The sequence below is a fragment of the Ensifer sp. NPDC090286 genome (assembly GCF_044769565.1).
In the GTDB taxonomy this organism is placed as follows: Bacteria; Pseudomonadota; Alphaproteobacteria; order Rhizobiales; family Rhizobiaceae; genus Ensifer.
On the sequence record NZ_JBIVYF010000001.1, the window covers coordinates 205,505 to 230,807 of the forward strand.

General features: G+C 62.2%; 19 protein-coding genes, 3 tRNA genes and 1 riboswitch. Of the genes, 19 read left to right on the top strand and 3 right to left on the bottom strand.

The window, feature by feature from the left end:
- Positions 1-88 precede the first annotated feature (88 nt).
- The 9 genes from ACIQUG_RS01010 to ACIQUG_RS01050 all read left to right on the top strand — a co-directional run bounded on the left by ACIQUG_RS01010 (position 89) and on the right by ACIQUG_RS01050 (position 12,697).
- The gene (locus ACIQUG_RS01010; protein ID WP_402320497.1) at positions 89-736 is read left to right on the top strand and encodes a VOC family protein; all 648 of its coding nucleotides are present in this window, start codon (positions 89-91) and stop codon (positions 734-736) included.
- Positions 737-895: 159 nt separating this feature from the next.
- Positions 896-1,753: an endonuclease/exonuclease/phosphatase family protein gene (locus ACIQUG_RS01015; RefSeq protein WP_402316536.1), complete on the top strand. Its 858-nt coding sequence runs from the start codon at positions 896-898 to the stop codon at positions 1,751-1,753.
- A 19-nt stretch (positions 1,754-1,772) separates the two neighbouring features.
- Positions 1,773-3,332: a phospholipase D family protein gene (locus ACIQUG_RS01020; protein WP_402316539.1), complete on the top strand. Its 1,560-nt coding sequence runs from the start codon at positions 1,773-1,775 to the stop codon at positions 3,330-3,332.
- A gap of 287 nt (positions 3,333-3,619) precedes the next feature.
- Positions 3,620-4,252: an ATP-dependent Clp protease proteolytic subunit gene (locus ACIQUG_RS01025; RefSeq protein WP_034803630.1), complete on the top strand. Its 633-nt coding sequence runs from the start codon at positions 3,620-3,622 to the stop codon at positions 4,250-4,252.
- A 283-nt stretch (positions 4,253-4,535) separates the two neighbouring features.
- Positions 4,536-5,813, top strand: coding sequence for an ATP-dependent Clp protease ATP-binding subunit ClpX (gene clpX, locus ACIQUG_RS01030; protein WP_043611478.1), 1,278 nt, complete (start codon positions 4,536-4,538; stop codon positions 5,811-5,813).
- A gap of 384 nt (positions 5,814-6,197) precedes the next feature.
- A complete protein-coding gene (lon, locus tag ACIQUG_RS01035; RefSeq protein ID WP_043611479.1) occupies positions 6,198-8,618 on the top strand; it encodes an endopeptidase La in 2,421 nt (806 codons plus the stop codon).
- 220 nt (positions 8,619-8,838) lie between these two features.
- Positions 8,839-9,114: a DNA-binding protein HupB gene (gene hupB, locus ACIQUG_RS01040; protein WP_034803616.1), complete on the top strand. Its 276-nt coding sequence runs from the start codon at positions 8,839-8,841 to the stop codon at positions 9,112-9,114.
- A 123-nt stretch (positions 9,115-9,237) separates the two neighbouring features.
- Positions 9,238-9,420, top strand: a riboswitch (FMN riboswitch).
- An 87-nt stretch (positions 9,421-9,507) separates the two neighbouring features.
- Positions 9,508-10,422: a DMT family transporter gene (locus ACIQUG_RS01045; protein WP_205239127.1), complete on the top strand. Its 915-nt coding sequence runs from the start codon at positions 9,508-9,510 to the stop codon at positions 10,420-10,422.
- 67 nt (positions 10,423-10,489) lie between these two features.
- Positions 10,490-12,697, top strand: coding sequence for an esterase-like activity of phytase family protein (locus tag ACIQUG_RS01050; protein ID WP_402316544.1), 2,208 nt, complete (start codon positions 10,490-10,492; stop codon positions 12,695-12,697).
- A gap of 94 nt (positions 12,698-12,791) precedes the next feature.
- Here ACIQUG_RS01050 and ACIQUG_RS01055 read toward each other — a convergent pair whose 3' ends face one another.
- Both ACIQUG_RS01055 and ACIQUG_RS01060 read right to left on the bottom strand, forming a co-directional pair.
- Positions 12,792-13,268 carry a MarR family winged helix-turn-helix transcriptional regulator gene (locus ACIQUG_RS01055; protein ID WP_043611481.1) on the bottom strand — a complete coding sequence of 159 codons (477 nt, stop codon included), beginning with the start codon at positions 13,266-13,268 and terminating at the stop codon, positions 12,792-12,794.
- 228 nt (positions 13,269-13,496) lie between these two features.
- On the bottom strand, positions 13,497-15,335 hold the full coding sequence (locus ACIQUG_RS01060) for a methyl-accepting chemotaxis protein (protein ID WP_402316547.1): 1,839 nt from the start codon (positions 15,333-15,335) through the stop codon (positions 13,497-13,499).
- A gap of 379 nt (positions 15,336-15,714) precedes the next feature.
- Here ACIQUG_RS01060 and ACIQUG_RS01065 point away from each other — a divergent pair, with 379 nt between their 5' ends.
- From ACIQUG_RS01065 to ACIQUG_RS01075, 3 genes are all read left to right on the top strand, one after another.
- Positions 15,715-16,995 carry an exonuclease SbcCD subunit D gene (locus ACIQUG_RS01065; protein WP_402316550.1) on the top strand — a complete coding sequence of 427 codons (1,281 nt, stop codon included), beginning with the start codon at positions 15,715-15,717 and terminating at the stop codon, positions 16,993-16,995.
- The gene (locus ACIQUG_RS01070; protein WP_402316553.1) at positions 16,995-20,450 is read left to right on the top strand and encodes an AAA family ATPase; all 3,456 of its coding nucleotides are present in this window, start codon (positions 16,995-16,997) and stop codon (positions 20,448-20,450) included. Before ACIQUG_RS01065 ends, ACIQUG_RS01070 begins: the two co-directional genes overlap by 1 nt.
- Positions 20,451-20,536: 86 nt before the next feature.
- Positions 20,537-20,935: a cupin domain-containing protein gene (locus ACIQUG_RS01075; RefSeq protein ID WP_402316556.1), complete on the top strand. Its 399-nt coding sequence runs from the start codon at positions 20,537-20,539 to the stop codon at positions 20,933-20,935.
- Between the two features lie 226 nt (positions 20,936-21,161).
- On the opposite strand, the gene ACIQUG_RS01080 is transcribed toward ACIQUG_RS01075, so the two are convergent.
- Positions 21,162-21,237: transfer RNA gene (locus ACIQUG_RS01080), tRNA-Val, on the bottom strand.
- A gap of 459 nt (positions 21,238-21,696) precedes the next feature.
- Here ACIQUG_RS01080 and ACIQUG_RS01085 point away from each other — a divergent pair.
- From ACIQUG_RS01085 to ACIQUG_RS01115, 7 genes are all read left to right on the top strand, one after another.
- Positions 21,697-21,773, top strand: a tRNA-Asp gene (locus ACIQUG_RS01085).
- Positions 21,774-21,848: 75 nt separating this feature from the next.
- A tRNA-Asp gene (locus ACIQUG_RS01090) sits at positions 21,849-21,925 on the top strand.
- Between the two features lie 298 nt (positions 21,926-22,223).
- The gene (locus ACIQUG_RS01095) at positions 22,224-22,589 is read left to right on the top strand and encodes an NADH-quinone oxidoreductase subunit A (RefSeq protein WP_034803593.1); all 366 of its coding nucleotides are present in this window, start codon (positions 22,224-22,226) and stop codon (positions 22,587-22,589) included.
- On the top strand, positions 22,580-23,158 hold the full coding sequence (locus tag ACIQUG_RS01100) for an NADH-quinone oxidoreductase subunit B family protein (protein WP_034803591.1): 579 nt from the start codon (positions 22,580-22,582) through the stop codon (positions 23,156-23,158). The genes ACIQUG_RS01095 and ACIQUG_RS01100 overlap by 10 nt, the downstream gene beginning before the upstream one ends.
- Before the next feature lie 18 nt (positions 23,159-23,176).
- Positions 23,177-23,782 (top strand): NADH-quinone oxidoreductase subunit C, encoded by a 606-nt coding sequence (locus tag ACIQUG_RS01105; RefSeq protein WP_043626158.1) that lies wholly within the window; start codon positions 23,177-23,179, stop codon positions 23,780-23,782.
- Positions 23,783-23,839: 57 nt separating this feature from the next.
- A complete protein-coding gene (locus tag ACIQUG_RS01110; RefSeq protein WP_043626155.1) occupies positions 23,840-25,030 on the top strand; it encodes an NADH-quinone oxidoreductase subunit D in 1,191 nt (396 codons plus the stop codon).
- Positions 25,030-25,287 (top strand): hypothetical protein, encoded by a 258-nt coding sequence (locus ACIQUG_RS01115; protein WP_402316561.1) that lies wholly within the window; start codon positions 25,030-25,032, stop codon positions 25,285-25,287. Before ACIQUG_RS01110 ends, ACIQUG_RS01115 begins: the two co-directional genes overlap by 1 nt.
- Positions 25,288-25,303: the final 16 nt, after the last annotated feature.

The window sequence follows — 25,303 nt, forward strand, 5'->3', positions numbered from 1 at the left end:
GGCCAATCTCTCCTGGCTGCGTAGGGCGCATCGGCAGAGAGCTGAAAGGGCAACGCCCGCCTACGGAACACAGACCGTAGTTGCGCCCATGCCAAACCTTGAAAACCTGAAGAAGCAGGCGAAGCAATACCTCAGATGGCATCGCGACCAGTACTATCCGGTCGCGGCCGAGATCAGGGCTGCCTTGCCGCGCTTCCGCGATCTTGACGATCACGCCATTCTGATGGCTGAGTTCAAGCTCGCTGACGCGCAGGAACTCGTCGCGCGTCAATCCGGTTTCGACAGTTGGCAGGCGCTCAAATCAGGAGCCCTGACAATGACCAAACAATTGAAACCCGCCACACCGCAGCCGGTGCTGCAATCGACAGCCGCACAGTTGTTCGTTGCCGACATTGGGGCCGCATGCGACTTCTTCACCGGGAAGCTCGGCTTTGCGGTCGATTTCGTCTACGGCGATCCGCCCTTCTACGGGCAGGTGATCCGGGACAATGCCCGGCTCGCTCTGCGTCTCGTTTGTGAACCCGTCTTCGTCGGCGACATCCGGCAGCGCGAGCACCTGCTTTCCGCCTCCATCGCCCTCGATACCGCCAATGACATCAAGCAATTGTACCTGGGCTACCAATCGGCCGGGGTCGCTTTTCACCAAGCGTTGCGTACGGAACCCTGGGGTGCGCGTACGTTTGTCGTGCTCGATCCCGACGGAAATCTGATACTGTTTGCAGGGCCGGCCGACTGAACTGAAAAGCGGGAGGGGGCGCCGGTAGCGTGCGTTCGCCGCCGGCGCCCGCGTCTTCCGGCGCGCCATTCGCGGGGAACAAACTTCCGCTTTCCTCCCTTTTTCTATGGCACCAGGCGACCTATTTGCGCATGATGCGGCCAGCAAGCAGGGAGCGGCATGGGAAAAAACCAGTCCAGTCTATCGGCGGGGATCGTCGCTGCGATCCGCAAGAGGCGTCCCACCGTCGTTCACCGCGAAGCCGCGGTCAGCCGCGGCGATATCGTCATCGCCTCCTACAACATCCACAAATGCGTCGGCACCGACGGGCGCTTCGACCCCGGCCGTACCGCCAATGTCATCGGTGAACTCGGTGCCGATATCGTGGCGCTTCAGGAGGCCGATCAGCGGTTTGGTGAGCGTGCCGGTCTTCTCGATCTCGAACACTTGCGCCGCGAGGCACACCTTGTTTCGGTGCCGATTTCCGGCTTTTCGACCAAGGGGCATGGTTGGCACGGCAACGTCCTGCTGCTGCGCGAGGGCGCCGTTTCCGACGTGCGGCAGTTGAAGCTCCCTGGCGTCGAGCCGCGCGGTGCGCTGGTCGTCGATCTCGACTTGAAGGTGGGGCCGCTGCGCATCATCGCCGCCCATCTCGGTCTTCTCCGGCATTCGCGCGCCCAGCAGGCCGAGGCGATCCTCGAGGCGGCATCCGATGCGAACGGGCGGCCGACCCTGCTCATCGGCGATCTCAACGAATGGCGGATGGGGCGGCGTTCGTCGCTGTCCTTCCTCAGCCCGGTATTCGATCCGTCCCATGCGACGGTCGCCAGTTTTCCCTCGCGCTTCCCGCTGTTGCCGCTCGACCGTGTGCTCGGCAATCCGCACCATCTGGTGACGTCGGTCGCGGTGCACGACTCGCCGCTGGCGCGGATCGCCTCGGATCATCTGCCCGTAAAGGCCTCGATCGACCTGAAGGCCGTGCAGCCGGAGCCAAGAGACGGCAAGCGGGTGGAAGCGAGTCGCTCGGGGTCGGCCTGACGGCGCGGACGAGTTTTCGATGTGGTCCTCTGTCCTGTTCACCATTGCCGCCATCCTCGGACTGCTCGTGGCGACCGTGCTTTACATCTACGGCCGCTTCGGCCGACGCCCGCACGGGCCGCCGTCAAGCGCCCTTCCGTTGGCCGATGCCGGCACAGAGCTCGACCGCTATCTGGCGCCTCTCGTCGACGCCCAGGCGGGTGCCAATGGCGTGGCGCTGGTTTCCGACAATATCGAGGCCCTGGTGGTGCGCGCGCACGCGGCCCGGCGTACCGGGCGCAGCCTCGACCTGCAGTACTACTACTGGAAGGGCGACCTGACCGGACTTCTTCTTGCCCGTGAGATCCTGGCCGCCGCAGACCGCGGCGTGCGTGTCCGGCTGCTGCTCGACGACATCAATGCCGGCATCCACGACCGCATGTGCATCGCGCTCGACGCCCATCCCCATATCGACGTGCGGCTCTTCAATCCGAGCCGGGCGCGCACCGATCGCTTTCGCCGCGGCTTCGAAATGGCGATCCGCGCTTTCAGCGCCACGCGCCGCATGCACAACAAGCTCTGGGTGGCCGACAGCCGCGTTGCGATTGCCGGCGGCCGCAACATCGGCGACGCCTATTTCGATGCCGCCGAACTCTCCAATTTCCGCGATCTCGATGTCTGGATGGTGGGGCCGGTGCTGGATCAGGCGTCGGCCATGTTCGACCGCTATTGGAACAGTGCCTCCGTGCTTCCGATCGCAGCGCTGCGCACGCCGCGCAAGCAGTATTTGCCCGCGCTACGCGAGGCCGTCGACGGATTGGCCCGCACGCCGGCGGGGCGGTTCTATCTGGAACGCATCGACAAGGCGGTGGAGGAGGCCGAGATCTACCACGGCACGCGGCAGCTTCACTGGAGTTCCGATATCCGGCTGGCATCCGATCCGCCGGAAAAGGCGCTGATGCAGCGACGCCAGAACTGGCTGTTGCGCGAGCTTTTTCCGCTGATCGAGGCTGCCACGCGGGATCTCAGGATCATCTCGCCCTACTTCATCCCCGGCGCTGCCGGCACACGGGAGCTCGCCGCCATCGTTGCGCGCGGCGCTCGCGTCGCGGTGCTCACCAATTCGCTTGCGGCGACCGACGTTGCCGCCGTTCACGGCGGTTATGTCAAATATCGCCGCAAGCTCATCCGGGCCGGCGTCGCGCTCTTCGAGTTGAAGGAGCAGGGCGATGTTGCCGAGGGGCACCGCATGACGCTGTTCGGGCGCCGCAATGCGAGCCTGCACAGCAAGGCCTTCGTGGTCGACGGCCTGAACGGTTTCGTCGGCTCGATGAACTTCGATCCGCGCTCAGCCTCGCTCAATACGGAAATGGGCGTGGTCTTTCAGGATGCGGCGCTTGCCGGCGAACTGGCTTCCATGTTCGAGGACGAAACCTCGCCGGCAATCAGCTACCGGGTCGATATCGAAGGATCACGCCTCATCTGGCGCGATCGCGCCAATGGCTCCGAGCGGCTGGTGCGCCACGAGCCGGATGCGAGCCTAACAAGGCGCATGATCGCCGGGCTGATCCGCATTCTGCCGATCGAGTCGCAGCTGTGACCCGTGGCCTGCTTGCCTCATTTGCGCTTCGTTTACCGATATCGTTGATCCCTGTGCGCAGCGTCTGGGTGTGCGGTCTTGGTCGAGGACGTTGCGCGAAAAATGCTCTATCGCCAACCATGTGTGGAGGACGGCCAAACTTCGAGGCGAACAGTGCCTTCGATTAAGCTTATCGAAGCTTCGCGACTTGAAGTGCAGGGTGTTGACACTCTATGTAGGAGCAGAAGGTAAATCCCGTGATTCCCGGTTCGCAACGGTTTTGCGAACCCGATTGATGAAGGTTCGATATGAGAAATCCCGTTGATACCGCCCTGGCACTGGTGCCGATGGTTGTTGAACAGACCAACCGCGGTGAACGTTCCTACGATATCTTTTCGCGCCTTCTGAAGGAGCGCATCATCTTCGTGACCGGCCCGGTCGAAGATCAGATGGCAACGCTCGTCTGCGCCCAGCTTCTTTTCCTCGAAGCGGAAAACCCGAAGAAGGAAATCGCGCTCTACATCAACTCGCCGGGCGGCGTCGTCACGTCGGGCATGGCGATCTACGACACGATGCAGTTCATCAAGCCGGCTGTTTCGACGCTCTGCGTCGGCCAGGCCGCCTCGATGGGTTCGCTGCTCCTGGCTGCCGGCCACAAGGACATGCGTTTCGCCACGCCGAACGCGCGCATCATGGTTCACCAGCCTTCGGGCGGTTTCCAGGGCCAGGCCTCGGATATCGAGCGTCACGCCAAGGACATCCTGAAGATGAAGCGTCGCCTCAACGAGGTCTACGTCAAGCATTGCGGCCGCACCTACGAGGAAGTCGAGCAGACGCTCGATCGCGATCACTTCATGAACGCGGACGAAGCTTTGAGCTGGGGCCTCGTTGACAAGGTGCTGACCTCGCGCGAAGAAATCGAAGGCGGCGAGCAGGCCTGATAACGCGCATTTGTGTCGGGATAGATGTAATTGTGACACAATTGTAATGGCTCAAGGGCTTTATCGACAGGGTAAAGCCGGTAATATGAACCATTAATGCTATGTTGGAATCTGACGGCGTAGTGTTGGTTCGAGTTGGGAGAGTCGTTGCGGCCGCGTCGGGCGTCTTCGCCAGGGGCGGTAAGTACTCCCGGAAGCCCTGCGTGAGGTTGAGGCGCAAGGCAAATTGAGTGGTCCGCGATACTTTTCTTGAAAGTGTCCGGCGTGCTGGAAGGAAGTCGAAATGAGCAAGGTCAGCGGAAGCAACGGCGGTGACTCGAAGAATACACTTTATTGTTCGTTCTGCGGCAAGAGCCAGCACGAAGTCCGCAAGCTGATTGCCGGACCGACCGTATTCATCTGCGATGAATGCGTCGAGCTGTGCATGGACATCATTCGCGAAGAGAACAAGACCTCGATGGTCAAGTCCCGCGACGGTGTTCCGACCCCTCAGGAAATCATCAAGGTTCTGGACGAATACGTCATCGGTCAGCAGCAGGCCAAGCGCATCCTGTCGGTCGCCGTTCACAACCACTATAAGCGCCTGGCGCACGCCGCCAAGGGCAGCGACGTCGAACTGGCGAAGTCGAACATCATGCTCGTCGGCCCGACCGGCTGCGGCAAGACCTATCTCGCCCAGACGCTCGCCCGTATCATCGACGTGCCGTTTACCATGGCTGACGCCACGACGCTGACCGAAGCCGGTTACGTCGGTGAAGACGTCGAGAACATCATCCTGAAGCTGCTCCAGGCGGCCGACTACAACGTCGAGCGCGCGCAGCGCGGCATCGTCTATATCGACGAAGTCGACAAGATTTCGCGCAAGTCCGACAACCCGTCGATAACGCGCGACGTATCGGGCGAGGGCGTGCAGCAGGCGCTTCTGAAGATCATGGAAGGCACGGTTGCCTCGGTACCGCCGCAGGGCGGCCGCAAGCATCCGCAGCAGGAATTCCTGCAAGTGGATACGACCAACATCCTGTTCATCTGCGGCGGCGCCTTTGCCGGCCTCGACAAGATCATCTCCGCCCGTGGCGAGAAGACCTCGATCGGTTTCGGCGCAACGGTCCGCTCGCCGGAAGATCGCCGTGTCGGTGAAGTCCTGCGCGAACTGGAGCCGGAAGATCTCGTCAAGTTCGGCCTGATCCCGGAATTCATCGGTCGTCTGCCGGTTCTGGCGACGCTCGAAGATCTCGATGAAGATGCGCTGATCCAGATCCTGTCCGAGCCGAAGAACGCTCTGATCAAGCAGTACCAGCGCCTGTTCGAGATGGAAGACGTGGAACTGACCTTCCACGAGGACGCGCTTCGCGAGATTGCCCGCCGGGCGATCGTGCGCAAGACGGGTGCCCGTGGCCTTCGCTCCATCATGGAAAAGATCCTGCTCGACACCATGTTCGAGCTGCCGACGCTCGAAGGCGTGCGCGAAGTAGTCATCTCCGACGAGGTGGTCAAGGGCTCTGCCCGGCCGCTCTACATCTACTCGGAACGGTCGGACGAAAAGACCAACGTTTCGGCCTGAGCGTCCTGAAATATCCTTTGAGAAGCCCGCCTCGTGCGGGCTTTTTCATGTCTACTTCATGTCTTCACACTTAGCTGTTGAGACACGAACGCAGGGGCGCAGATTTCACAATTCGATTGTTGCTAAAGTGCCGCAAACAACGCAATGATGTGACGATTCAATGAAGGACCTTAATGGTTGCGGTCCAAGAGCTTGTAGTCCGTCGCAAGGTCCGCAACAGCATTGATGCGTAGTCAGAAGGACCCGGCCACAGTTTGTGGATGTCTGCGTCGAGCCTTGAAATGGACGCGGTTGCACTCCACTTTCATGTGGAAAATATGACAGCCGGGAGTGCCTGTAGGGCTCCCGGAAACGGGCCCGAAATCGGGACGGAAAGGAAATGACATGACGAACAAAACGTCACCGGCGACTGAAAGCGCGACCTACCCGGTCCTGCCGCTCCGCGACATCGTAGTCTTCCCGCACATGATCGTGCCGCTTTTCGTCGGCCGCGAAAAGTCGATCCGTGCGCTTGAGGAAGTCATGGGCACCGACAAGCAGATCATGCTTGCCACCCAGATCAACGCCACCGACGACGATCCGGAACCGTCCGCGATCTACGAAGTCGGCACCATCGCCAACGTCCTGCAACTGCTGAAGCTGCCCGACGGCACCGTCAAGGTGCTGGTCGAAGGCCGCGCGCGCGCCAAGATCGACGGCTACACGCCGCGCGAAGAATTCTACGAAGCCGCCGCGCACACGCTGAGCGAGCCGGAGGAAGACCCGGTCGAGATCGAGGCGCTCAGCCGCTCGGTCGTCTCCGAGTTCGAAAGCTACGTGAAGCTCAACAAGAAGATCTCCCCCGAGGTCGTCGGTGTTGCCAGCCAGATCGAGGACTATTCGAAGCTGGCCGACACGGTGGCTTCGCACCTTTCGATCAAGATCGTCGAAAAGCAGGAAATGCTGGAGACCACCAGCGTGAAGATGCGCCTGGAAAAGGCGCTCGGCTTCATGGAAGGCGAGATCTCCGTCCTGCAGGTTGAAAAGCGCATCCGCTCGCGCGTCAAGCGCCAGATGGAGAAGACCCAGCGCGAATACTACCTCAACGAACAGATGAAGGCGATCCAGAAGGAACTCGGCGACGGCGAAGACGGCCGCGACGAGATGGCCGAGATCGAAGAGCGTATCGCCAAGACCAAGCTTTCCAAGGAAGCGCGCGAAAAGGCTGACGCGGAGCTGAAGAAGCTGCGCCAGATGAGCCCGATGTCGGCGGAAGCCACCGTCGTTCGCAACTACCTGGATTGGCTGCTCGGTCTGCCCTGGGGCAAGAAGTCGAAGATCAAGACCGACCTGAACCATGCCGAGGAGGTGCTCAACGTCGATCACTTCGGCCTCGACAAGGTCAAGGAGCGCATCGTCGAGTATCTCGCCGTGCAGGCGCGTTCGACCAAGATCAAGGGCCCGATCCTGTGCCTCGTCGGCCCTCCGGGCGTCGGCAAGACCTCGCTCGCCAAGTCGATCGCCAAGGCGACCGGCCGCGAATACGTGCGCATGGCACTTGGCGGTGTTCGTGACGAAGCCGAAATCCGTGGCCACCGCCGCACCTATATCGGCTCCATGCCGGGCAAGGTCGTCCAGTCGATGAAGAAGGCGAAGCGGTCCAACCCGCTGTTCCTGCTCGACGAAATCGACAAGATGGGCCAGGACTTCCGCGGCGATCCGTCGTCGGCGCTGCTCGAGGTGTTGGATCCGGAACAGAACTCGACTTTCATGGACCACTACCTGGAAGTCGAATACGACCTGTCCAATGTGATGTTCATCACCACCGCCAACACGCTGAATATCCCGGCGCCGTTGATGGACCGCATGGAAGTGATCCGCATCGCCGGCTACACCGAAGAGGAAAAGCTGGAAATCGCCAAGCGGCACCTGCTGCCGAAGGCGATCCGCGACCACGCGCTGCAGCCAAAGGAGTTCTCGGTCACCGACGGCGCGCTGATGGCGGTCATCCAGACCTACACCCGCGAAGCCGGTGTGCGTAACTTCGAGCGCGAGCTGATGAAGCTCGCCCGCAAGGCCGTGACCGAGATCATCAAGGGCAAGGCCAAGAAGGTCGAAGTGACCGCTGCCAACATCAACGACTATCTGGGCGTTCCGCGCTTCCGCCACGGCGAAGCCGAACGTGACGACCAGATCGGTGTTGTCACCGGTCTCGCATGGACCGAAGTCGGCGGCGAGCTGCTGACGATCGAAGGCGTCATGATGCCCGGCAAGGGCCGCATGACCGTCACCGGCAACCTGCGCGACGTGATGAAGGAATCGATTTCGGCAGCGGCGTCCTATGTCCGCTCGCGCGCGATCGACTTCGGCATCGAGCCGCCGCTGTTCGACAAGCGTGACATCCACGTGCACGTGCCGGAAGGCGCGACGCCGAAGGATGGTCCGTCGGCCGGCGTTGCCATGGCAACCACGATCGTGTCGATCATGACCGGTATCCCGATCTCCAAGGATGTCGCCATGACCGGCGAGATCACGCTGCGCGGCCGCGTGCTGCCGATCGGCGGTCTGAAGGAGAAGCTCCTGGCAGCGCTTCGGGGTGGCATCAAGAAGGTGCTGATCCCGGAAGAGAACGCCAAGGATCTTGCCGAGATCCCGGACAACGTGAAGAACGCGCTCGAAATCATCCCGGTTTCGCGGATGGGCGAAGTGCTCGAACACGCTCTGGTGCGCATGCCGGAGCCGATCGAATGGGACCCGGCAAACGAGCCGGCAACCGTTGCACCGGTTGATTCGCAGGACGAAGCAGGCTCTTCGATCGCCCACTAACGGGTGCTCGAAAAAGGGCGCCGCCGGCTCGCGCGGCGCTCATTTTGCAGAAAAATTGGGAAGACCGGCCATTGGCCGGTCTTTTTTGTTGTAAAAGCGCCCTGCAAGCCTTGCATTCCAAGGGATTAGGCGCAATTGGGAAAGGCAAGACGCGGGCGAAGCGCAAGCCGCCGCGCCTTAAAACACAGTCGTTTCGAACCAATCTGAAAGGGGTGGAAACATGAACAAAAATGAGCTCGTGTCTGCCGTTGCTGAGAAGGCCGGACTTTCCAAGACCGACGCATCTTCTGCAGTTGATGCAGTTTTCGAGACCATCCAGGCTGAGCTGAAGAACGGCGGCGACATTCGCCTGGTCGGCTTCGGCAACTTCTCGGTTTCGCGCCGCGAAGCCTCGAAGGGTCGTAACCCGTCCACGGGTGCGGAAGTTGACATCCCGGCACGCAACGTGCCGAAGTTCACGGCCGGCAAGGGCCTGAAGGATGCCGTCAACGGCTGATGAGATTTGCTTGGCGGCCGGACACGAGGCCGGCAGTCCAGGTATTCGAGGGTTCGGCGCAAGCCGGACCCTTTCGCATTTTGGGGCAGCCCTTGCGGGTACCCGCCATTTGCTCTAGGGCTTGCCCATTCTCAGGGCGGGGTGAAAGTCCCCACCGGCGGTAAGGGCATGAGAGCGCGGCGTCTTGAAGGCGCGCGAAGATGGCCCAAGCCCGCGAGCGCCTCTCCTCGATTTTTTGGGGGAGGGTCAGCAGATCCGGTGCAACTCCGGAGCCGACGGTCATAGTCCGGATGAAAGAGAATGGTCGCTGGCACGAAGGGCAGGGATGCCCGGCGTCGTGCCGTGCGCTCATGCGTCCTGATTTGTGTTTGGTCCGCTTTCAGGGTGCATGACATGAATCAGACTTCCCTCGGCTTTTCCTCCTCGCGCGCCATGGCCGGAGCCGGCTTCATGGTTCTGGCCGGGATCGCCTTTGCCGGCCTCAATGTCGTCACCCAATGGCTGACGATGAAGCTCGGTTTCCCGGCCACCGCCATGGCGTTCTGGCAATATGCCTTCGCCTTCCTCTTCTCGCTGCCGTTTCTGCGACGCGCCGGGCTGTCGGCCATGCGCACCGACTATCCCTGGCGCCATGTCGTGCGCGTGGTGCTGGCCGCCTTCGGGGTCGGGGCCTGGGTCTCGGGGCTAGCGCACGTGCCGATCTGGCAGGCGATCGCGCTGGTCATGACCTCGCCGTTCTTCATCATCCTCGGCGCCCGCCTGTTTCTCGGCGAACGTGTCGGCGCGGCGCGCTGGGCGGCAACCGCGGTTGGCTTCGCCGGGGCGATGATCATTCTCGAACCCTGGTCGGACAGTTTCAGCTGGGCTGCCCTTCTTCCGATCCTGTCGGCGCTTTTGTGGGGGGCTTCGTCGCTCATCACCAAGAGCCTCACCAGTCTTGAGCGCCCCGAAACGATCACGGTCTGGCTGCTTGTGCTTCTGACGCCGATCAACGGCGCCATCGCGCTTTCGGCCGGTTTCACCGTGCCGGATGGCGCAGCGCTCGGCTTCCTGCTGCTTGCCGGGATCCTGACCGTCGTCGCGCAGTATCTGCTGACGCTCGCCTATACGGTGGCCGACGCCGCCTATGTGCAGCCCTTCGACGACCTGAAGCTGCCGCTCAACGTCTTCGCCGGCTGGTTGGTCTTCGGTTACGCGCCGACAGGGTATCTTTGGGTCGGCGCGGTGCTGATCCTTGGCGCTTCGCTGTTCATCATGCGCAACGAGATGCGGCGCGAGCGCGCCGCTCCCGCGACCGGAACGGTGTAAAACCCGAGCGTTGTCATTCGGCTGTCATCGGCATCGCGCAGAACCCCCATGTTTTCAGTGTTCGCACATGGGGGATTTCATGACCATCACTTCGCGCGTGACTGCGCTCGCGGCCGTTCTTCTTGCCTCCGCAGCATTTCCTGCGGCGGCCGAGCCCGTCTTCAACCGCATTGCATCCTTTGCTGTTGCCGATAACCTGCCGGAAGGCGATGCGCGCAAGGCGCCGACATCCGCCGAAATCATCACGGCCAGCGAGGACGGCAATCTGCTCGTCTATTCCGACAGCCCCGGCAAGCGCGTCGGCCTGATCGACATTACCGATGCCAAGGCGCCGAAGGCAGCCGGCACGGTTTCCTTTGACGGCGAGCCGACTTCGGTCACCATCGCCGGTGCAAAGGCACTCGTCGCAGTTAACACGCGCGAGAGCTTCGTCAAGCCGTCCGGGCTTCTGGCGATCGTCGATCTGGCGTCGAAGAAAGTCGATGCGACCTGTGATCTCGGCGGCCAGCCGGATTCGATCGCCGTCAACAAGGACCGCACGCTTGCTGCCATCGCCATCGAAAACGAGCGTGACGAAGAGCTGAACGATGGCAAGATCCCGCAGATGCCGGCCGGCGAACTCGTTATCCTGCCGCTGAAGGATGGTGTTGCCGATTGCGGTTCGCTGAAGCGCGTGACGCTGACCGGTCTTGCCGAAATCGCCGGTGAAGACCCGGAGCCGGAATTCGTTTCCTTCAACGGCAAGGACGAGATCGCGCTGACCCTGCAGGAAAACAATCACATCGTCATCATCGACGGCAAGACCGGGACCGTGAAGACGCACTTCTCCGCCGGCACGGTCGACCTCAAGAACATCGACACCAAGCGTAACGGCGCGATCGCCTTCAAGGACGAGCAGCCGGGCCGCAAGCGCGAGCCCGATGCGGTGAAGTGGCTCGACGACGACCGCATCGTCGTTGCCAACGAAGGCGACTATGAAGGCGGTTCGCGCGGCTTCACGATCTTCGACGCCACCGGCAAGATGCTGTTCGAATCGGGCGCGAGTTTCGAGCACGCGGTTGCCGCCATCGGCCACTATCCGGAGAAGCGCTCTTCGGCCAAGGGTGTTGAGCCCGAGGGCCTGGAAGCGGCGAAGTTCGGCGACGACAACCTGTTCTTCGTGCTGGCCGAGCGCGCTTCGATCGTCGGCGTCTACAAGGACACGGGCGCAGAGCCTGAGCTGCTGCAGCTCCTGCCGTCGGGCATTTCGCCGGAAGGCGCCGTCGCGATCCCGTCGCGCAATCTCTTTGCGACCGCTAACGAAGTCGATCTCGTCGAGGATGGCGGCGCACGTTCGCACGTCATGATCTACGAGCGTGCCGAGGGCGAAGCTGCTTATCCGCAGATCCGCTCCGCCGAGAAGGACGGCCTGCCGATCGGCTTCGGTGCGCTCTCCGGTCTCGTTGCCGTCGCCGACAAGCCCGGCTTCCTGCGCGCCGTCAATGATTCGGTCTACTCGTCGCAGCCGACGATCTTCACCATCGACGCTACCCAGAAGCCGGCGCTGATCACCGAAGCGCTCGCCATCACCCGTGACGGCGCACCGGCTCAGAAGCTCGACATCGAAGGCATCGCCAATGACGGGGAAGGGGGCTTCTGGCTCGCGTCGGAAGGCAACTCCGACAAGCTCTACAGCCACGCGATCTTCCACGTGAACAAGAAGGGCGAGATCAAGAAGGAAATCGCCCTGCCGGAAGCGCTGCGCGCCGGCGAAACCCGCTTCGGCTTCGAAGGCATCACCGTTGTCGGCGAAGGCGAAGAGCAGACGCTGTGGATGGCGGTTCAGCGCGAGTGGAAGGATGACGAGAAGGGCTTCGTCAAGCTCGTCTCCTACAACCCGAAGAGCGAAGAATGGGGTGCGGTGCGCTACCCGCTGGAAAAGGCCGGTGACGGCTGGGTCGGCCTGTCGGAAATCTCCGTTCACGGCGACTACGCCTACATCATCGAGCGCGACAACCTGATCGGCCAGGCTGCCAAGCTCAAGAAGATCTATCGCGTTGCGCTGTCGGAACTGAAGCCGGCTGCCCTTGGCGGTGAATTGCCTGTCGTCAAGAAGGAAGAGGTTCGTGACCTCATTCCGGAACTGAAGGCGCTGAACGGCTACGTCGTCGACAAGGTCGAAGGCTTCACCGTCGATGCCGCCGGCAACGGCTATGTCGTTACCGACAATGACGGCGTCGACGACTCCTCTGGCGAAACCCTGTTCTTCTCCATTGGCGCCATCAACGCGATGTAAGCGTTACCGCCCGGAGAAAACGGGAGAGGCCGGGACATGACGTCCCGGCCTCTTTCTGTTTCGAAACTGTTGATTTGCGAAAGGCGGCCCGAGCCTAGCGGGCGATCGCGACCTGCGCTGCCTCTTCGGCCTCATCCTTGCGCTTGCGGATCTCGTCCGTCCGGTCGACCAGCTTGCCGACGATGTCATAGAGCGCGTCGAGTTCTTCATCGTCGAGTGCGGAGAAGATTTCCTCGAGCAGCTGTTTGCGGGGATGTTCGGCGGCTTCCAGAACGATGCGGCCGGTTTCGGTGATCGAGACGATCTTGGCGCGCCGGTCCTCGGGATCGGGCTTGCGCATGACCAGGCGGTCACGCTCCAGGCCGTCGATCGCTTCGGTGACCGTGCGCGGCGCGAAGTTCAGCGCACAGGCGATGTCGGTCGAGCGACAGGGGCCGAGCTTGCTGAGGAAGAAGAGGAACTTGCTGCGCGCCAGCGACACGCCTTCCTCGGTCATCGATTCGTTCACCAGCCGGTGAACCCGGTGGTAAAGCTCGAACAGTCTATCGGATACTTCGAATGTCTTCTTCATGATCGTCGCTGGAATTTCATGAGGTGCCATGTGAAATGGCAGTAACATTAGTGATAGTTATAATTGCCGCATTTGTCGACACAAACCTCCGGCGTTTCACGGTAACTCCGTCGCCGACAAAGAAACGGCCGCCATTTCTGGCGGCCGTTTCACTTTGTTCGGCAAGAAATTCTCGCAATCGGCGACCGTTTGCACGTCACACGACTTGCGCGTCGCCTCGGGTCGCGATCAGGCGGCCCAACGCGATGCGCCGGTCGACTGGGCGTAACCGTGATCACCGGCCTCGGCGAGCGTGAAGCGTGCGATCAGTTCCCGCAGGCGGCCGGCTTCCTGGGCAAGCTGAGCGCTTGCCGCATTGGCTTCCTCGACCATTGCCGCGTTCTGCTGCGTGACCTGGTCCATCTGGTTGACGGCCGTGTTGACTTCGGAAAGCCCGGCGGACTGTTCCTGCGCCGAGACGGCGATCGCGTCCATGTGCTGGTTGATCGTGACGATGAAGCCTTCGATCGTGCGCAAAGCTTCGCCGGTTTCGCGAACGAGCCGGACACCGCTTTCGACTTCGACGGCGGAGTTGCGGATCAGATCCTTGATCTCCTTGGCGGCGTTGGCCGAGCGCTGGGCAAGCTCGCGCACTTCCTGGGCGACGACGGCGAAGCCCTTGCCGGCATCACCGGCGCGGGCAGCTTCGACGCCGGCATTGAGAGCCAGCAGGTTGGTCTGGAAAGCGATCTCGTCGATCACGCCGATGATGTTGGAGATCTGGCTCGACGAATGCTCGATGCGGCCCATGGCGTCGACAGCACCCGAGACGATCGCGCCGGACTTGCGGGCGCTTTCGTTGGCCTGGCCGGCAACGGTGCGGGCCTCGTGGGTGCGCTTCGACGAATTGCCGACATTGACGGTGATCTGGTCGAGCGCGGCTGCAGTCTCTTCCAGCGAGGCCGCCTGCTGCTCCGTCCGTCGCGACAGGTCGTCGGCGCTCTGGCTGACTTCGCGGGCACCGCTGTCGATGCTGCCCGAGGCTGCCGAAACGGCGGCAAGCGTGTCGGCGAGCTGGGCGACGGCCTGGTTGAGGTCGTGACGCAACTGCTCGAAATCGGGCGAGAAGGGTTCGTTGAGCTGGAAGGCGAGATCGCCCGAGGCGAGGCGACGCAGGCCGGTGGCAAGACCGGCGGTTGCTTCCTGAAGGCGGCGCTGGGCTGCGGCTTCCGCTTCTTCCGTCACGCGCACGCGTTCCGCTTCCGCCTTGGCGCGCTGCGTCTGGGCGTCGGCTTCGAGATGCTGGTTGGTGATCGCCGCCTGGCGGAAGACCTCGACGGCACGGGCCATCTCGCCGATTTCGTCCTTGCGGGCGCCATAGGGGATGCTGCTGTCGGTGTCGCCTTCGGCAAGGCGTGCCATCGATCGGGTGATGATCTGGATCGGGCGAGCAATGCCGCGCACGGCATAGAGGATGGCGCCGAGCACGATGACGGCGGCAAGGGCGATGACGCCGATCTCGATCATGCGGATCTGGTCATGCGTCGCCGAGCTTGCTGCAACGGCGGCATCTGCACCGGCGAGGTTCAGCGCACGCATTTCCTTGATCGCTTCGTCGACCTTGCCTTCTGTCTCGCGCATCTCGACCTTGAAGACGCTCTGCGCCTTCATGTTCTCGAGGTTGTTGGAGAGCTTGACCATGCCTTCGGCGACCGAGAGATAGGCCTGATAGGCGGTCCGGACATTGTCGAGCCCTGCCTTGTCGGCATCGGTGACCATCAGGCTCGAATATTCGTCAGCGAGCTTGTTGAAGCCTGCGACGGTCTCGCCGATGACCTTCTCCGCCGCCTTCTTTTCAAACGGGGTCAGGGAAATCAGATGGCGCGCAAACGCCATGCGGGTATCGGAAAGCTGCGTTTCGAGCGCGCGGGAAAGCGAGACGCGCGGCAGCCAGGTGGTGGCGATCTCGTTGTTGCGCTCGTTCATCATCTTGATGCCGCCGAGAGATGAAACGGCAAGTGCCGAGACGATAACGGCAACCACGAGGAAAAGGGCAATAAGCGTGTGGGAAATCTTGAGCCGTGACATGGTACCCCCGGAAGGACGGCCGTCCGTAAAACTGTACTTGAATTAAGTCATTCCGGCTCTTGATCGTCATGACGGAGCGGATAGCCGAAGCAGGAATCATTCCGGTGCCTGGCCGCGCGTGAAACGCAGCCGGGGCAAACCTATCGAACAAGATGTTACAAAAGCCCTAATCGATTAAAGTGAGTATAATCTGATATTTGCAGGTAGCGCCGCGATGTCTGGAGTGGACGATGTTAACTATTTCCGCCGGTCGCATCTGTATTAGCGTTGTCTTTACTTCGGAATTCCGAAATATGCTTTCCGGCAGGCTGCGCATCTCGCAAGTGGATGACGCATGACGGCTGATTGACGGGCGATGGCGGGGCGGCCATGGTCGGCCATGCCCTTCCGTTTCGTCCATACCGCAGACCTGCACCTCGATTCGCCCCTCCGCAGCCTCGCCCTTAGAAACGCCGATCTCGCAGAGATCGTGCGCGGGGCGTCACGGCAGGCCCTGGTCAAGATCGTCGATCTTTGCATCGCCGAAGAGGCCGATGCCTTGCTGATTGCCGGCGACCTCTATGACGGCAGCCAGACGTCGATGAACACGGCCCTGTTTCTCGGCCGGGAACTGCGCCGGCTCGACGAACACGGCATCCGCGTCTTCATCATTCGCGGCAATCACGACGCCCAGTCACAGGTCACCAATGAGCTGACCCTGCCGCCATCGACCCACGTCTTCAAGGGCAAGGCGAAGGCGGTGGTTGCCAAGACGCTGGCAAGTGGTCGTGACGTCTATGTGCACGGGGTAAGCTTCGCCAGCCCGCATGCGCCCGAAAGCCTGCTTCCGGCCTTCCAGCCGCCGGTGCCCGGCGCGGTGAACATCGGCATGCTGCACACGAGCCTCGCCGGCGCCGCCGGTCATGATCTCTATGCCCCCTGCAGCGTCGCCGATCTCGTTGCCCATGGTTTCGATTACTGGGCGCTCGGCCATATCCATCAGCGGCAGGTCCATGCGGCAGAGCCTTTCATCGTCATGCCGGGCATGCCGCAGGGCCGCGACATCAACGAGGTCGGCGTGAAGAGCGTGTCGCTCGTCACGGTTGACGACGATGGCCGCCTCAGTGTTGCCGAGCGGGCGATCGGCATTGCCAGCTTCGAACGCCTTCGTGTCGATCTGACGGGCATCACGGAATGGCGCGATATGCTCGATGCCGTCAGGCAGGCGCTGTCGCGCATCTGTGGTGAAACAGCGGCAGAGAACGTCATCTTGCGCCTGGCGCTCGCCGGCGCGACGCCCTTGGCTTGGCGCCTTCGCCGCGACGCCGACCTGCTGCGGGCGGAGATCGACAACATCGCCGCCGGCATCGTCGGATGTTGGATCGAGAAGGTCGAGCTCACCTGTGGCAATGCCCGGACCGAAAAACCGGGCACCATGCTCGATCCCGTCGAAGAGTTGGCCGCACTCGTCGAAACGGACGTCCTGCCGGCGCACGGGTTTCGCCAGGACGTGCTGGCAGCCGTGGAAGATGTTTTGCAACAGCTTCCGCCCGAGCTTCGCCAATCGCTGGCGCCGGACGAAGAGGCGGTCGCGCGGCTGGCGTTTGAAGCCGGCGTGTCGGGAACCGCCGAGGTGCTCGCCCATCTGCATGGCGGCGGCGCCGGCGAGGGTGGCCACTGATGCGGCTCAGCGCGCTCGATCTCGTCCGCTACGGCAAATTCACCGATCGCCGCCTCGACTTCGGCGACAGCGTGCCCGGCACGCCCGACCTCCACATCGTCTACGGCCCGAACGAGGCTGGAAAGTCGACCCTGTTCTCAGGCTTCCTCGACCTGCTCTTCGGCATCGAGCATTCCAGCCCCTACGGCTTCCTGCACCCATACCAGACGATGCGCGTGGGCGGCACGATCGAAGCGGCTGGCCGCAGCGATCGCGTCTTCCGGATCAAGCGAAAGACGAACTCGCTGGTCGGCCTCGACGAGCAGCCCTTGCCCGACAACCTGTTTTCCGGAGCGCTCGGCGCGATCGATCGCGACACCTACCAGATGATGTTCTCGCTGGACGACGAGAGCATTGAGAAGGGCGGCGAAGCGATCCTGAAAAACGAGGGCGAACTCGGGTCGCTCTTGTTTTCCGCAAGCTCCGGCTTGCCGGACAGTGCCGCCATTCTTTCAGCCCTGCGAGTGAGGGCCGACGCCTTCTACCGGCCGCAGGCACGCAAGCATCAACTTGCGGAGCTGAAGGCCGAGCTGGACGCGCTCAGGACCGAACGCAATGCACTCGATATCAATGCGCGGGAGTATGCAGCCCTGCGCAAGACGCTGACGCAGGCACGCGAACGTCACGACGAGGCGAACACGCGTCGCACCGAGCTGAGACTGGCGCGCGCGCGCCATAAAGCCGAGATCGAGGCGCTGCCGTATTTCGGCCGGCTGCAGACGCTTCGTGCGGAGCTGGCGAGTGCTCCGCCGTTGCCTGTACCGCCCGCGGCTTGGGTGAGCGAGCTGCCGGTGCTCCAGCGTCAGGAGACGGAGATTGCGATCAGGCTGCAGCAGAACAGCAGTGAAACGCAGCATCGCCGCGATGCGCTGGAAGCGGTGCAGGTGGACAAGGCGGATCTTCTCCTGATCGAGCGCCTTGCAGCCCTTCAGGAGACCGCTCTCGATGCGCGCTATGTGACTGCGGCGCGGGATATGCCATCCAGGCAGGACGATCTGGCAAGGGCTGAGGCAGAAATACTTGGCTGCCTGCTGCGGCTTGGCGAGCCCGCTGACCGCGACCCCGCAGCTCTTCTGTTGCCAGCGGGTACGGTAGCCGACCTTCAGGATCTTGCCCGCCGGCACTCTGCGCTCGTCGAGCGCCTGGCCTCGGCTCGACAGGAACTGCAGATCACCGTCGAAGCAAGCCGGGATGCCGAGCACAAGCTGGCGACGCTCGAGGAGCAGGGGGCAGTGGACGTCTCCGCTCTTGCCGCGCAGGTGTCACACGCGCGACGCAGGGATTGTGTCGTGCGCAGGCAGGTGGCCGAGGCGTCGAAGGCTCGGCTGGCTGCGGAACTTGCTGACAAGCTCGTGCTGCTGAAGCCATTTGCCGGAAGCGTCGACGATCTGCACGCACTCGGTGTTCCGGCACCCGCGACACTGGATGGGTGGCGCAGGTTGATGGCGGCCCAGCAGGAGCGTCAAGAACGTCTCGCCGACCGCATGGCCGGCGAGCGGGAGCTGCTTGCAGGCGACGAGGCGCGGCTTGCCGGGATTTCTGCGACCGGCAGCGCCCTGGACGACGGTTCGGCCGCAGCATTGCGTCGCCGCCGTGACGAGGCTTGGCGCGCGCACACGGCCCGGCTTGTCGTTGAGACGGCAGCAGCCTTCGAACGCGTCATGGCCGAGGACGACGAAGCCACGGCGATGCGTCTCTCCGAGACGAGCAGGCTTGCCGACATGCGCGGCCTGGCGCTGTCGATTGCCGAACGACGGGTGCGAGTAGACGTCTTGCGTGAGCAGGAGAGGCAAGCTCGGACGGATGCGGCTATGCAGGCGGAGCTGTTGGCATCAGGTGTCGCTGACTGTGGCTTACCGCGCGGCATGAGCCTGCCGCAACTGGAGGCCTGGTTGGTGGTCCGCCATGGGGCACTCGAATTACGGGCACAATTGCGCTCCGCGCAAATGGAGATCGATCGCGCCCATGCCGAAGAGGGCGAGGCAATCGCTGGGCTACGCGATGAACTCCTGGCAATCGACATGACGGGACGCCTGCCGGAACGGCTCGACGGCCTTCTGCTGGTTGCCGAACAGGCGGTATCGCAGGCACAGGCGCTCGCCGGTAGCCTCGGTGCGGCCCGCGACATGGCAAAGCGCGCCAAAATGGTCCTTGAGGCCCGGCAATCGGCCCTTGCTCTTGCGGAGGGCGAGATGACCGACTGGCAGGAGCAATGGGCGGCGCTTCTCTCGAGGAACTGGCTGGGCGCGCGCGACGAACCGCTCGTGCCGGCTCAGGTCGGCCCTATGCTTGCGATCCTGCAGGAACTCGACAAGCTTACGCAGCGTCAGGCCGACCTCGAATATCGCATCGCCGGCATGCGCAAGGACCAGCTTGCCTTCCAGAGTGTCATTGCCGAGCTCGCCGGAGAGCCAAGCGTGGACGATACGCTCGTGACCTACATGGCGCTCAAGGCGCGCGCAGCGGAGGCGCAGCGGCTTTCCGATCGCAGAGCGACCTTTGTATTGGAGCTCGCCCGCCTTGAGGATGAACGGCGTGGTGTGAGGTCGGAGCAGGAATTTCATGTCGGGCGCACACGGCTTGTCCTTGAATTTTTCGATTGTGAGACGCTCGACGAGGCAGGTCAGTTTCTTGATGCCGCCCGAGAACAACAACGGCTACGCCAGCGCATCGTCGAATCGGAAGCGGATCTCGCGCAGCGCCTTGGCGTTGCCGAATGCGCTGAGGCCGAGGCGCTACTCTCCGAACTCGATGATGCGGCCGTGCGGCTGGAATTGGTGCGGCTCGACGGGGCGCTCGAAGAAGCCGACCGCGACGTCAGCGAATTGCACACGGACATGCGGGAGAAGGAAAAGGCGCTCTCCGCCGTAGAGGGTGGAGATACGGTCGCTGAGCTCGACCAAAAACGGCGGACGCTGCTGCTCGAGATCGAAAGCAAGGCGCTTGCCTACCTGCGGCTTCGGGCCGGCGTTATCGCGGCCGAGACTGCACTTCGACTTTTCCGCGAGAAGCATCGCAGCGCCATGATGCGCCGTGCGTCGGAAACCTTCAGCCGCATCAGCGGTGGCGAATATTCCGGCCTGTCGGCACAATCTGACAAGGGGCAGGAGTTTCTGATCGCCAACGCCGCTGGCGGCGGATCGAAGCTTGCAAAGGACCTTTCCAAGGGCACGCGCTTTCAGCTCTATCTGGCACTCAGGATCGCCGGCTATCACGAAATTGCCGCCGCCCGCGAATCGCTGCCCTTCATCGCCGACGACATCATGGAGACCTTTGACGACGGGCGCGCAGGCCGCGCCTTCGAGCAAATGGCCGAAATGGCGCGTGTCGGCCAGGTGATCTATCTGACGCACCACGAACATCTTTGCGAGATCGCCCGTGAGGCCTGTCCGACTGTGACAATTCACAGGTTATGATAGGTTCGCGGATGAGGTCGGGCCTGCTGGCCGTGGCGCATTTCTGCTGAGGACGAGCGCACATACGAAAATCGGAGGAACGAGAGATGGACATCATACCCGGTGGATCGAGACCTTCGATGCGCGCTCCGGCGGAATACTTCACCGGCACGGTGCGCCAGGACCCGGTAATCGAGGCCGCTGAACCGGCGCGCGTCCGCGCCATCAGCGTCACCTTCGAGCCCGGCGCGCGCACGGCCTGGCATACGCATCCGCTCGGCCAGACCCTGGTTGTCACCGCCGGCCGTGGCCTCGTGCAAAGCTGGGGTGGCCCGGTGCAGGAGATTCGCATGGGCGATGTCGTCTGGTTCCCGCCGGGCGAAAAGCACTGGCACGGTGCAGCGCCCGATACGGCGATGGTCCACCTTGCGATTCAGGAGGCGCTCGACGGCAAGGCTGTGGATTGGCTGGAGCATGTCAGCGACGAGCAGTATCGCGGCGGCTAGCGCCGCTGCGCCTACCGATACATTGGGATTTGGCGGTCTTGCTGCTTCAGGCGCGGGTGACGGCGGCGGGTATCGCGATCGGGGCCGTCGAATCCCTGATTCCCGGCCGCTGACGGCCGAGATCCAAAGCGAAAGCAACTCAGAACGAAAGGCAGATCGCAAACGTCACGCGATAACGTGAGCGACAAATACGGCGGGTTCGGTGATGTTTTTCTTTGGGAGAAAATGGTGGGCGATGAGAGACTCGAACTCCCGACATCCTCGGTGTAAACGAGGCGCTCTACCAACTGAGCTAATCGCCCTTCCGCGTTTGGACCGGATCAGTCCGCCGCGTCGGTGGCCGTGATCTAGGCGTAACCGAAAAAAACCGCAAGAGCATTTGTATCGTTTTTTTGATTTTTTTTGTTGGCGATTGCGCGACCCCCTGAAACTGCGGGCTTCGTGCTTGTGGACAAAATACGCGTATGGCGCCCCGGCAACGACGCGCGGGGGGAGGGAGGGAAGAAGGATCCGGAATCAGCCTCCCTGTACGCGCATGGACGAATGCATGATCGGGTAGGGGCGATGGGTCGGTGGCGGCAGGCGTCATTGGTCCGTTCTGATTTCGATCGTTTTATTGCCCTGTGGATCAATTTTCATTCCGTCACGGATTTGTCTTCAAACACGCTTGACACCCCAATCCGAACCGCTTAGTTAGCCGCTCATCGAACGGCGCTGCTGCTCGATGCGGGGCGGAAACGCCTCAACCAAGTCAAGATGATGCGGGTGTAGCTCAGTCGGTTAGAGTGCCGGCCTGTCACGCCGGAGGTCGCGGGTTCGAGCCCCGTCACTCGCGCCACTCTTGATCTGGAATTGCCTTAGGTTCTCATCGAGGGCCGATGGTGGTACTAATGATCGTTCGCGGTCATCATGCGCGGGTGTAGCTCAGTCGGTTAGAGTGCCGGCCTGTCACGCCGGAGGTCGCGGGTTCGAGCCCCGTCACTCGCGCCATTTCTTCTCTCCTCCTTATTGCAAATCGCGTCGGCCTTAGGGCCGGATTGTGCGCTGCGGCAATCTGTCTCGTCTCGCTTTGTTTTACCGTAAAGTTTGCGTCAGCCCGCAAATCCGCGCTTTGTCGGTATCACCCGTCTGATCCTGTGGTGCGAAGCGGTTTAAATGGCCCCTCAAGGCTTGCGCGACGGCGCGGGCTGCGCTAACCACTCCGGCGTTGCAACATATTTTTCGGCCTGCGAGATTTGTTGTTCTGGCGCTCTCCCATGCGCCCTCCCGCAGGCAGGGACGGATAACAATGACTGAACTTCTCGGTTCCTACGTTCCGATCGCGATTTTCATTGGAATCGCATTGGTGATCGGTGTGGCGCTTCTGATTGCTCCCTTCGCCGTCGCCTTCAAGGCTCCTGATTCGGAAAAGCTGTCGGCCTACGAGTGCGGCTTCAATGCGTTCGACGACGCCCGCATGAAGTTCGACATCCGCTTCTACCTCGTGTCGATCCTCTTCATCATCTTCGACCTTGAGGTCGCCTTCCTCTTCCCCTGGGCGGTATCGTTCCACGAGCTCGGCTGGTTCGGGTTCTGGTCGATGATGGTCTTCCTCGGTGTGCTGACGATCGGCTTTATCTATGAATGGAAGAAGGGAGCGCTGGAATGGAACTGACCTCCGGCACCACGCTCGTTGCGCCCAAGCCGAAAGGGATCATCGATCCCTCCACCGGCAAGCCGATTGGCAGCAATGACGCATTCTTCGGCGAGATCAACAATGAGCTCGCCGACAAGGGTTTTCTGGTCACCTCGACCGACGAGCTCATCAACTGGGCCCGTACCGGTTCGCTGATGTGGATGACCTTCGGTCTCGCCTGCTGCGCGGTCGAGATGATGCAGATGTCGATGCCGCGTTACGACGCAGAGCGCTTCGGTTTTGCGCCGCGCGCCTCGCCGCGCCAGTCCGACGTCATGATCGTCGCCGGCACGCTGACCAACAAGATGGCGCCCGCGCTCCGCAAGGTCTATGACCAGATGCCGGAGCCGCGTTACGTCATCTCGATGGGCTCGTGCGCCAATGGCGGCGGCTACTACCACTATTCCTATTCGGTTGTTCGCGGCTGCGACCGCGTCGTTCCCGTCGACATCTACGTGCCAGGCTGTCCTCCCACGGCAGAAGCGCTGCTTTACGGCGTGCTCCTGCTGCAGAAGAAGATCCGCCGGACCGGCACGATCGAGCGCTAAGGGCAGGGGGTCTTTGATATGAGTGAAGCCCTGAATGAGCTTGCGTCCTACCTGCGCGAAACGCGCGGCGCGCTGATCTCCGACGCATCGCTCGCCTATGGCGAGCTGACGCTGACGACGACATCAGCGAACCTGATTGCGCTGCTGACGTTCCTTCGTGACGATGTGCAGTGCGCATTCGTCAATTTCGTCGACGTCTGCGGCGTCGACTGGCCGCAGCGGCCGGACCGTTTCGACGTTGTCTATCATCTCTTGTCGCCGCGCCAGAACCTGCGCGTGCGCATCAAGGTCGCAACCGGCGAGAACGAGCCGGTTCCGTCGGCCACGCCGGTCTATCCCGGTGCCGACTGGTTCGAGCGCGAAGCCTACGACATGTACGGCATCCTGTTTACCGGCCACCCTGACCTGCGTCGCATCCTGACGGACTACGGTTTCGAAGGACACCCGCTGCGCAAGGACTTCCCGGTCACCGGTTTTGTCGAAGTGCGTTACGACGACGAAGCAAAGCGCGTCGTCTACGAACCCGTCGAACTGAAGCAGGAATTCCGCAACTTCGACTTCCTCTCTCCCTGGGAAGGCACGGACTACGTGCTGCCCGGCGACGAGAAGGCGAAAGCACGGTGAGACTAAATGGTCCGCGGTAGCCGGTGAACGGCTGCCGTCCGGCCTGGAGCAATCGGTATGACCGAACATAACGTCCGCAACTTCAACATCAACTTTGGCCCGCAGCATCCGGCGGCCCACGGCGTTCTTCGTCTGGTGCTCGAGCTTGATGGCGAAATCGTCGAGCGCGTCGATCCGCATATCGGCCTGCTGCATCGCGGCACCGAGAAGCTGATCGAGACCAAGACCTATCTGCAGGCCGTGCCCTATTTCGACCGCCTCGATTACGTGGCGCCGATGAACCAGGAGCACGCTTTCGCTCTGGCTGTTGAGAAGCTGACGGGCACGGAAGTTCCGATCCGTGGCCAGCTCATCCGCGTTCTCTATTCGGAAATCGGCCGTATCCTGTCGCATCTTCTGAACGTCACGACGCAGGCGATGGACGTCGGTGCGCTGACGCCTCCGCTCTGGGGCTTCGAAGAGCGCGAAAAGCTGATGGTGTTTTATGAGCGTGCCTGTGGCGCGCGCATGCACTCGGCCTATTTCCGTCCGGGCGGCGTCCACCAGGACCTGCCGCACGAACTCGTCGAAGACATCGGCAAGTGGATCGATCCGTTCCTGAAGACCGTCGACGATATCGACGAACTCTTGACCGGCAACCGCATCTTCAAGCAGCGCAACGTCGACATCGGCGTCGTCAAGCTCGACGATGCCTGGGCCTGGGGCTTCTCGGGCGTGATGGTACGTGGCTCGGGCGCTGCCTGGGACCTTCGCCGTTCGCAGCCCTACGAATGCTATTCGGACATGGAGTTCGATATCCCGATCGGCAAGAACGGCGACTGCTTCGACCGCTACCTGATCCGCATGATCGAAATGCGCCAGTCGGCGCGCATCATGCGCCAGTGCGTCGATCGCCTGCTCGGCGACGCCAAGGTCGGCCCGGTTTCGTCGCTCGACGGCAAGATCGTTCCGCCGAAGCGCGGCGAGATGAAGCGTTCGATGGAAGCGCTCATCCACCACTTCAAGCTCTACACCGAAGGCTACCACGTGCCGGCCGGCGACGTTTACGCCGCCGTCGAAGCGCCGAAGGGCGAATTCGGCGTCTATCTCGTCTCCGACGGCACTAACAAGCCCTATCGCTGCAAGATCCGCGCTCCGGGTTATGCGCATCTCCAGGCGATGGATTTCCTCTGTCGGGGACACCAGCTTGCCGACGTTTCGGCCGTGCTGGGCTCCCTCGATATCGTGTTCGGTGAGGTGGACCGCTGATGCGTCTCGCGCCCCTGGCCACGCTCGCTCTTCTCGCACTCGCATCGACCGCTTCCGCGCAGGAGCAGGTCGATAGCGGTGCGTCGTCGGGCGGCATGCGCGGGGGCTCGATGGCCGATCTCGTTGCCAAGGGCTACGAGATCAAGGCCGCGGTCGCCAATGGCACACGCTACATCGTATTTTTGCAGAAAGACCAGTCAGCCTATGCCTGCGAATTCGTCTCGGTGACGAAATCGCGGTGCGGTTCGATTAACTGATAAGGTGTCCACTAGA

What these genes read in the sequence shown, in the direction of transcription:
- ACIQUG_RS01065 (WP_402316550.1), top strand. Translation starts at nt 15,715, where the DNA reads ATGCCCTTCCGTTTCGTCCATACCGCAGACCTGCACCTCGATTCGCCC.
- ACIQUG_RS01010 (WP_402320497.1), top strand. Translation starts at nt 89, where the DNA reads ATGCCAAACCTTGAAAACCTGAAGAAGCAGGCGAAGCAATACCTCAGA.
- ACIQUG_RS01015 (WP_402316536.1), top strand. Translation starts at nt 896, where the DNA reads ATGGGAAAAAACCAGTCCAGTCTATCGGCGGGGATCGTCGCTGCGATC.
- ACIQUG_RS01060 (WP_402316547.1), bottom strand. Translation starts at nt 15,335, where the DNA reads ATGTCACGGCTCAAGATTTCCCACACGCTTATTGCCCTTTTCCTCGTG.
- ACIQUG_RS01075 (WP_402316556.1), top strand. Translation starts at nt 20,537, where the DNA reads ATGGACATCATACCCGGTGGATCGAGACCTTCGATGCGCGCTCCGGCG.
- clpX (WP_043611478.1), top strand. Translation starts at nt 4,536, where the DNA reads ATGAGCAAGGTCAGCGGAAGCAACGGCGGTGACTCGAAGAATACACTT.
- ACIQUG_RS01110 (WP_043626155.1), top strand. Translation starts at nt 23,840, where the DNA reads ATGACCGAACATAACGTCCGCAACTTCAACATCAACTTTGGCCCGCAG.
- ACIQUG_RS01115 (WP_402316561.1), top strand. Translation starts at nt 25,030, where the DNA reads ATGCGTCTCGCGCCCCTGGCCACGCTCGCTCTTCTCGCACTCGCATCG.
- ACIQUG_RS01105 (WP_043626158.1), top strand. Translation starts at nt 23,177, where the DNA reads ATGAGTGAAGCCCTGAATGAGCTTGCGTCCTACCTGCGCGAAACGCGC.
- ACIQUG_RS01055 (WP_043611481.1), bottom strand. Translation starts at nt 13,268, where the DNA reads ATGAAGAAGACATTCGAAGTATCCGATAGACTGTTCGAGCTTTACCAC.
- lon (WP_043611479.1), top strand. Translation starts at nt 6,198, where the DNA reads ATGACGAACAAAACGTCACCGGCGACTGAAAGCGCGACCTACCCGGTC.
- ACIQUG_RS01020 (WP_402316539.1), top strand. Translation starts at nt 1,773, where the DNA reads ATGTGGTCCTCTGTCCTGTTCACCATTGCCGCCATCCTCGGACTGCTC.
- ACIQUG_RS01095 (WP_034803593.1), top strand. Translation starts at nt 22,224, where the DNA reads ATGACTGAACTTCTCGGTTCCTACGTTCCGATCGCGATTTTCATTGGA.
- hupB (WP_034803616.1), top strand. Translation starts at nt 8,839, where the DNA reads ATGAACAAAAATGAGCTCGTGTCTGCCGTTGCTGAGAAGGCCGGACTT.
- ACIQUG_RS01045 (WP_205239127.1), top strand. Translation starts at nt 9,508, where the DNA reads ATGAATCAGACTTCCCTCGGCTTTTCCTCCTCGCGCGCCATGGCCGGA.
- ACIQUG_RS01050 (WP_402316544.1), top strand. Translation starts at nt 10,490, where the DNA reads ATGGGGGATTTCATGACCATCACTTCGCGCGTGACTGCGCTCGCGGCC.
- ACIQUG_RS01070 (WP_402316553.1), top strand. Translation starts at nt 16,995, where the DNA reads ATGCGGCTCAGCGCGCTCGATCTCGTCCGCTACGGCAAATTCACCGAT.
- ACIQUG_RS01025 (WP_034803630.1), top strand. Translation starts at nt 3,620, where the DNA reads ATGAGAAATCCCGTTGATACCGCCCTGGCACTGGTGCCGATGGTTGTT.
- ACIQUG_RS01100 (WP_034803591.1), top strand. Translation starts at nt 22,580, where the DNA reads ATGGAACTGACCTCCGGCACCACGCTCGTTGCGCCCAAGCCGAAAGGG.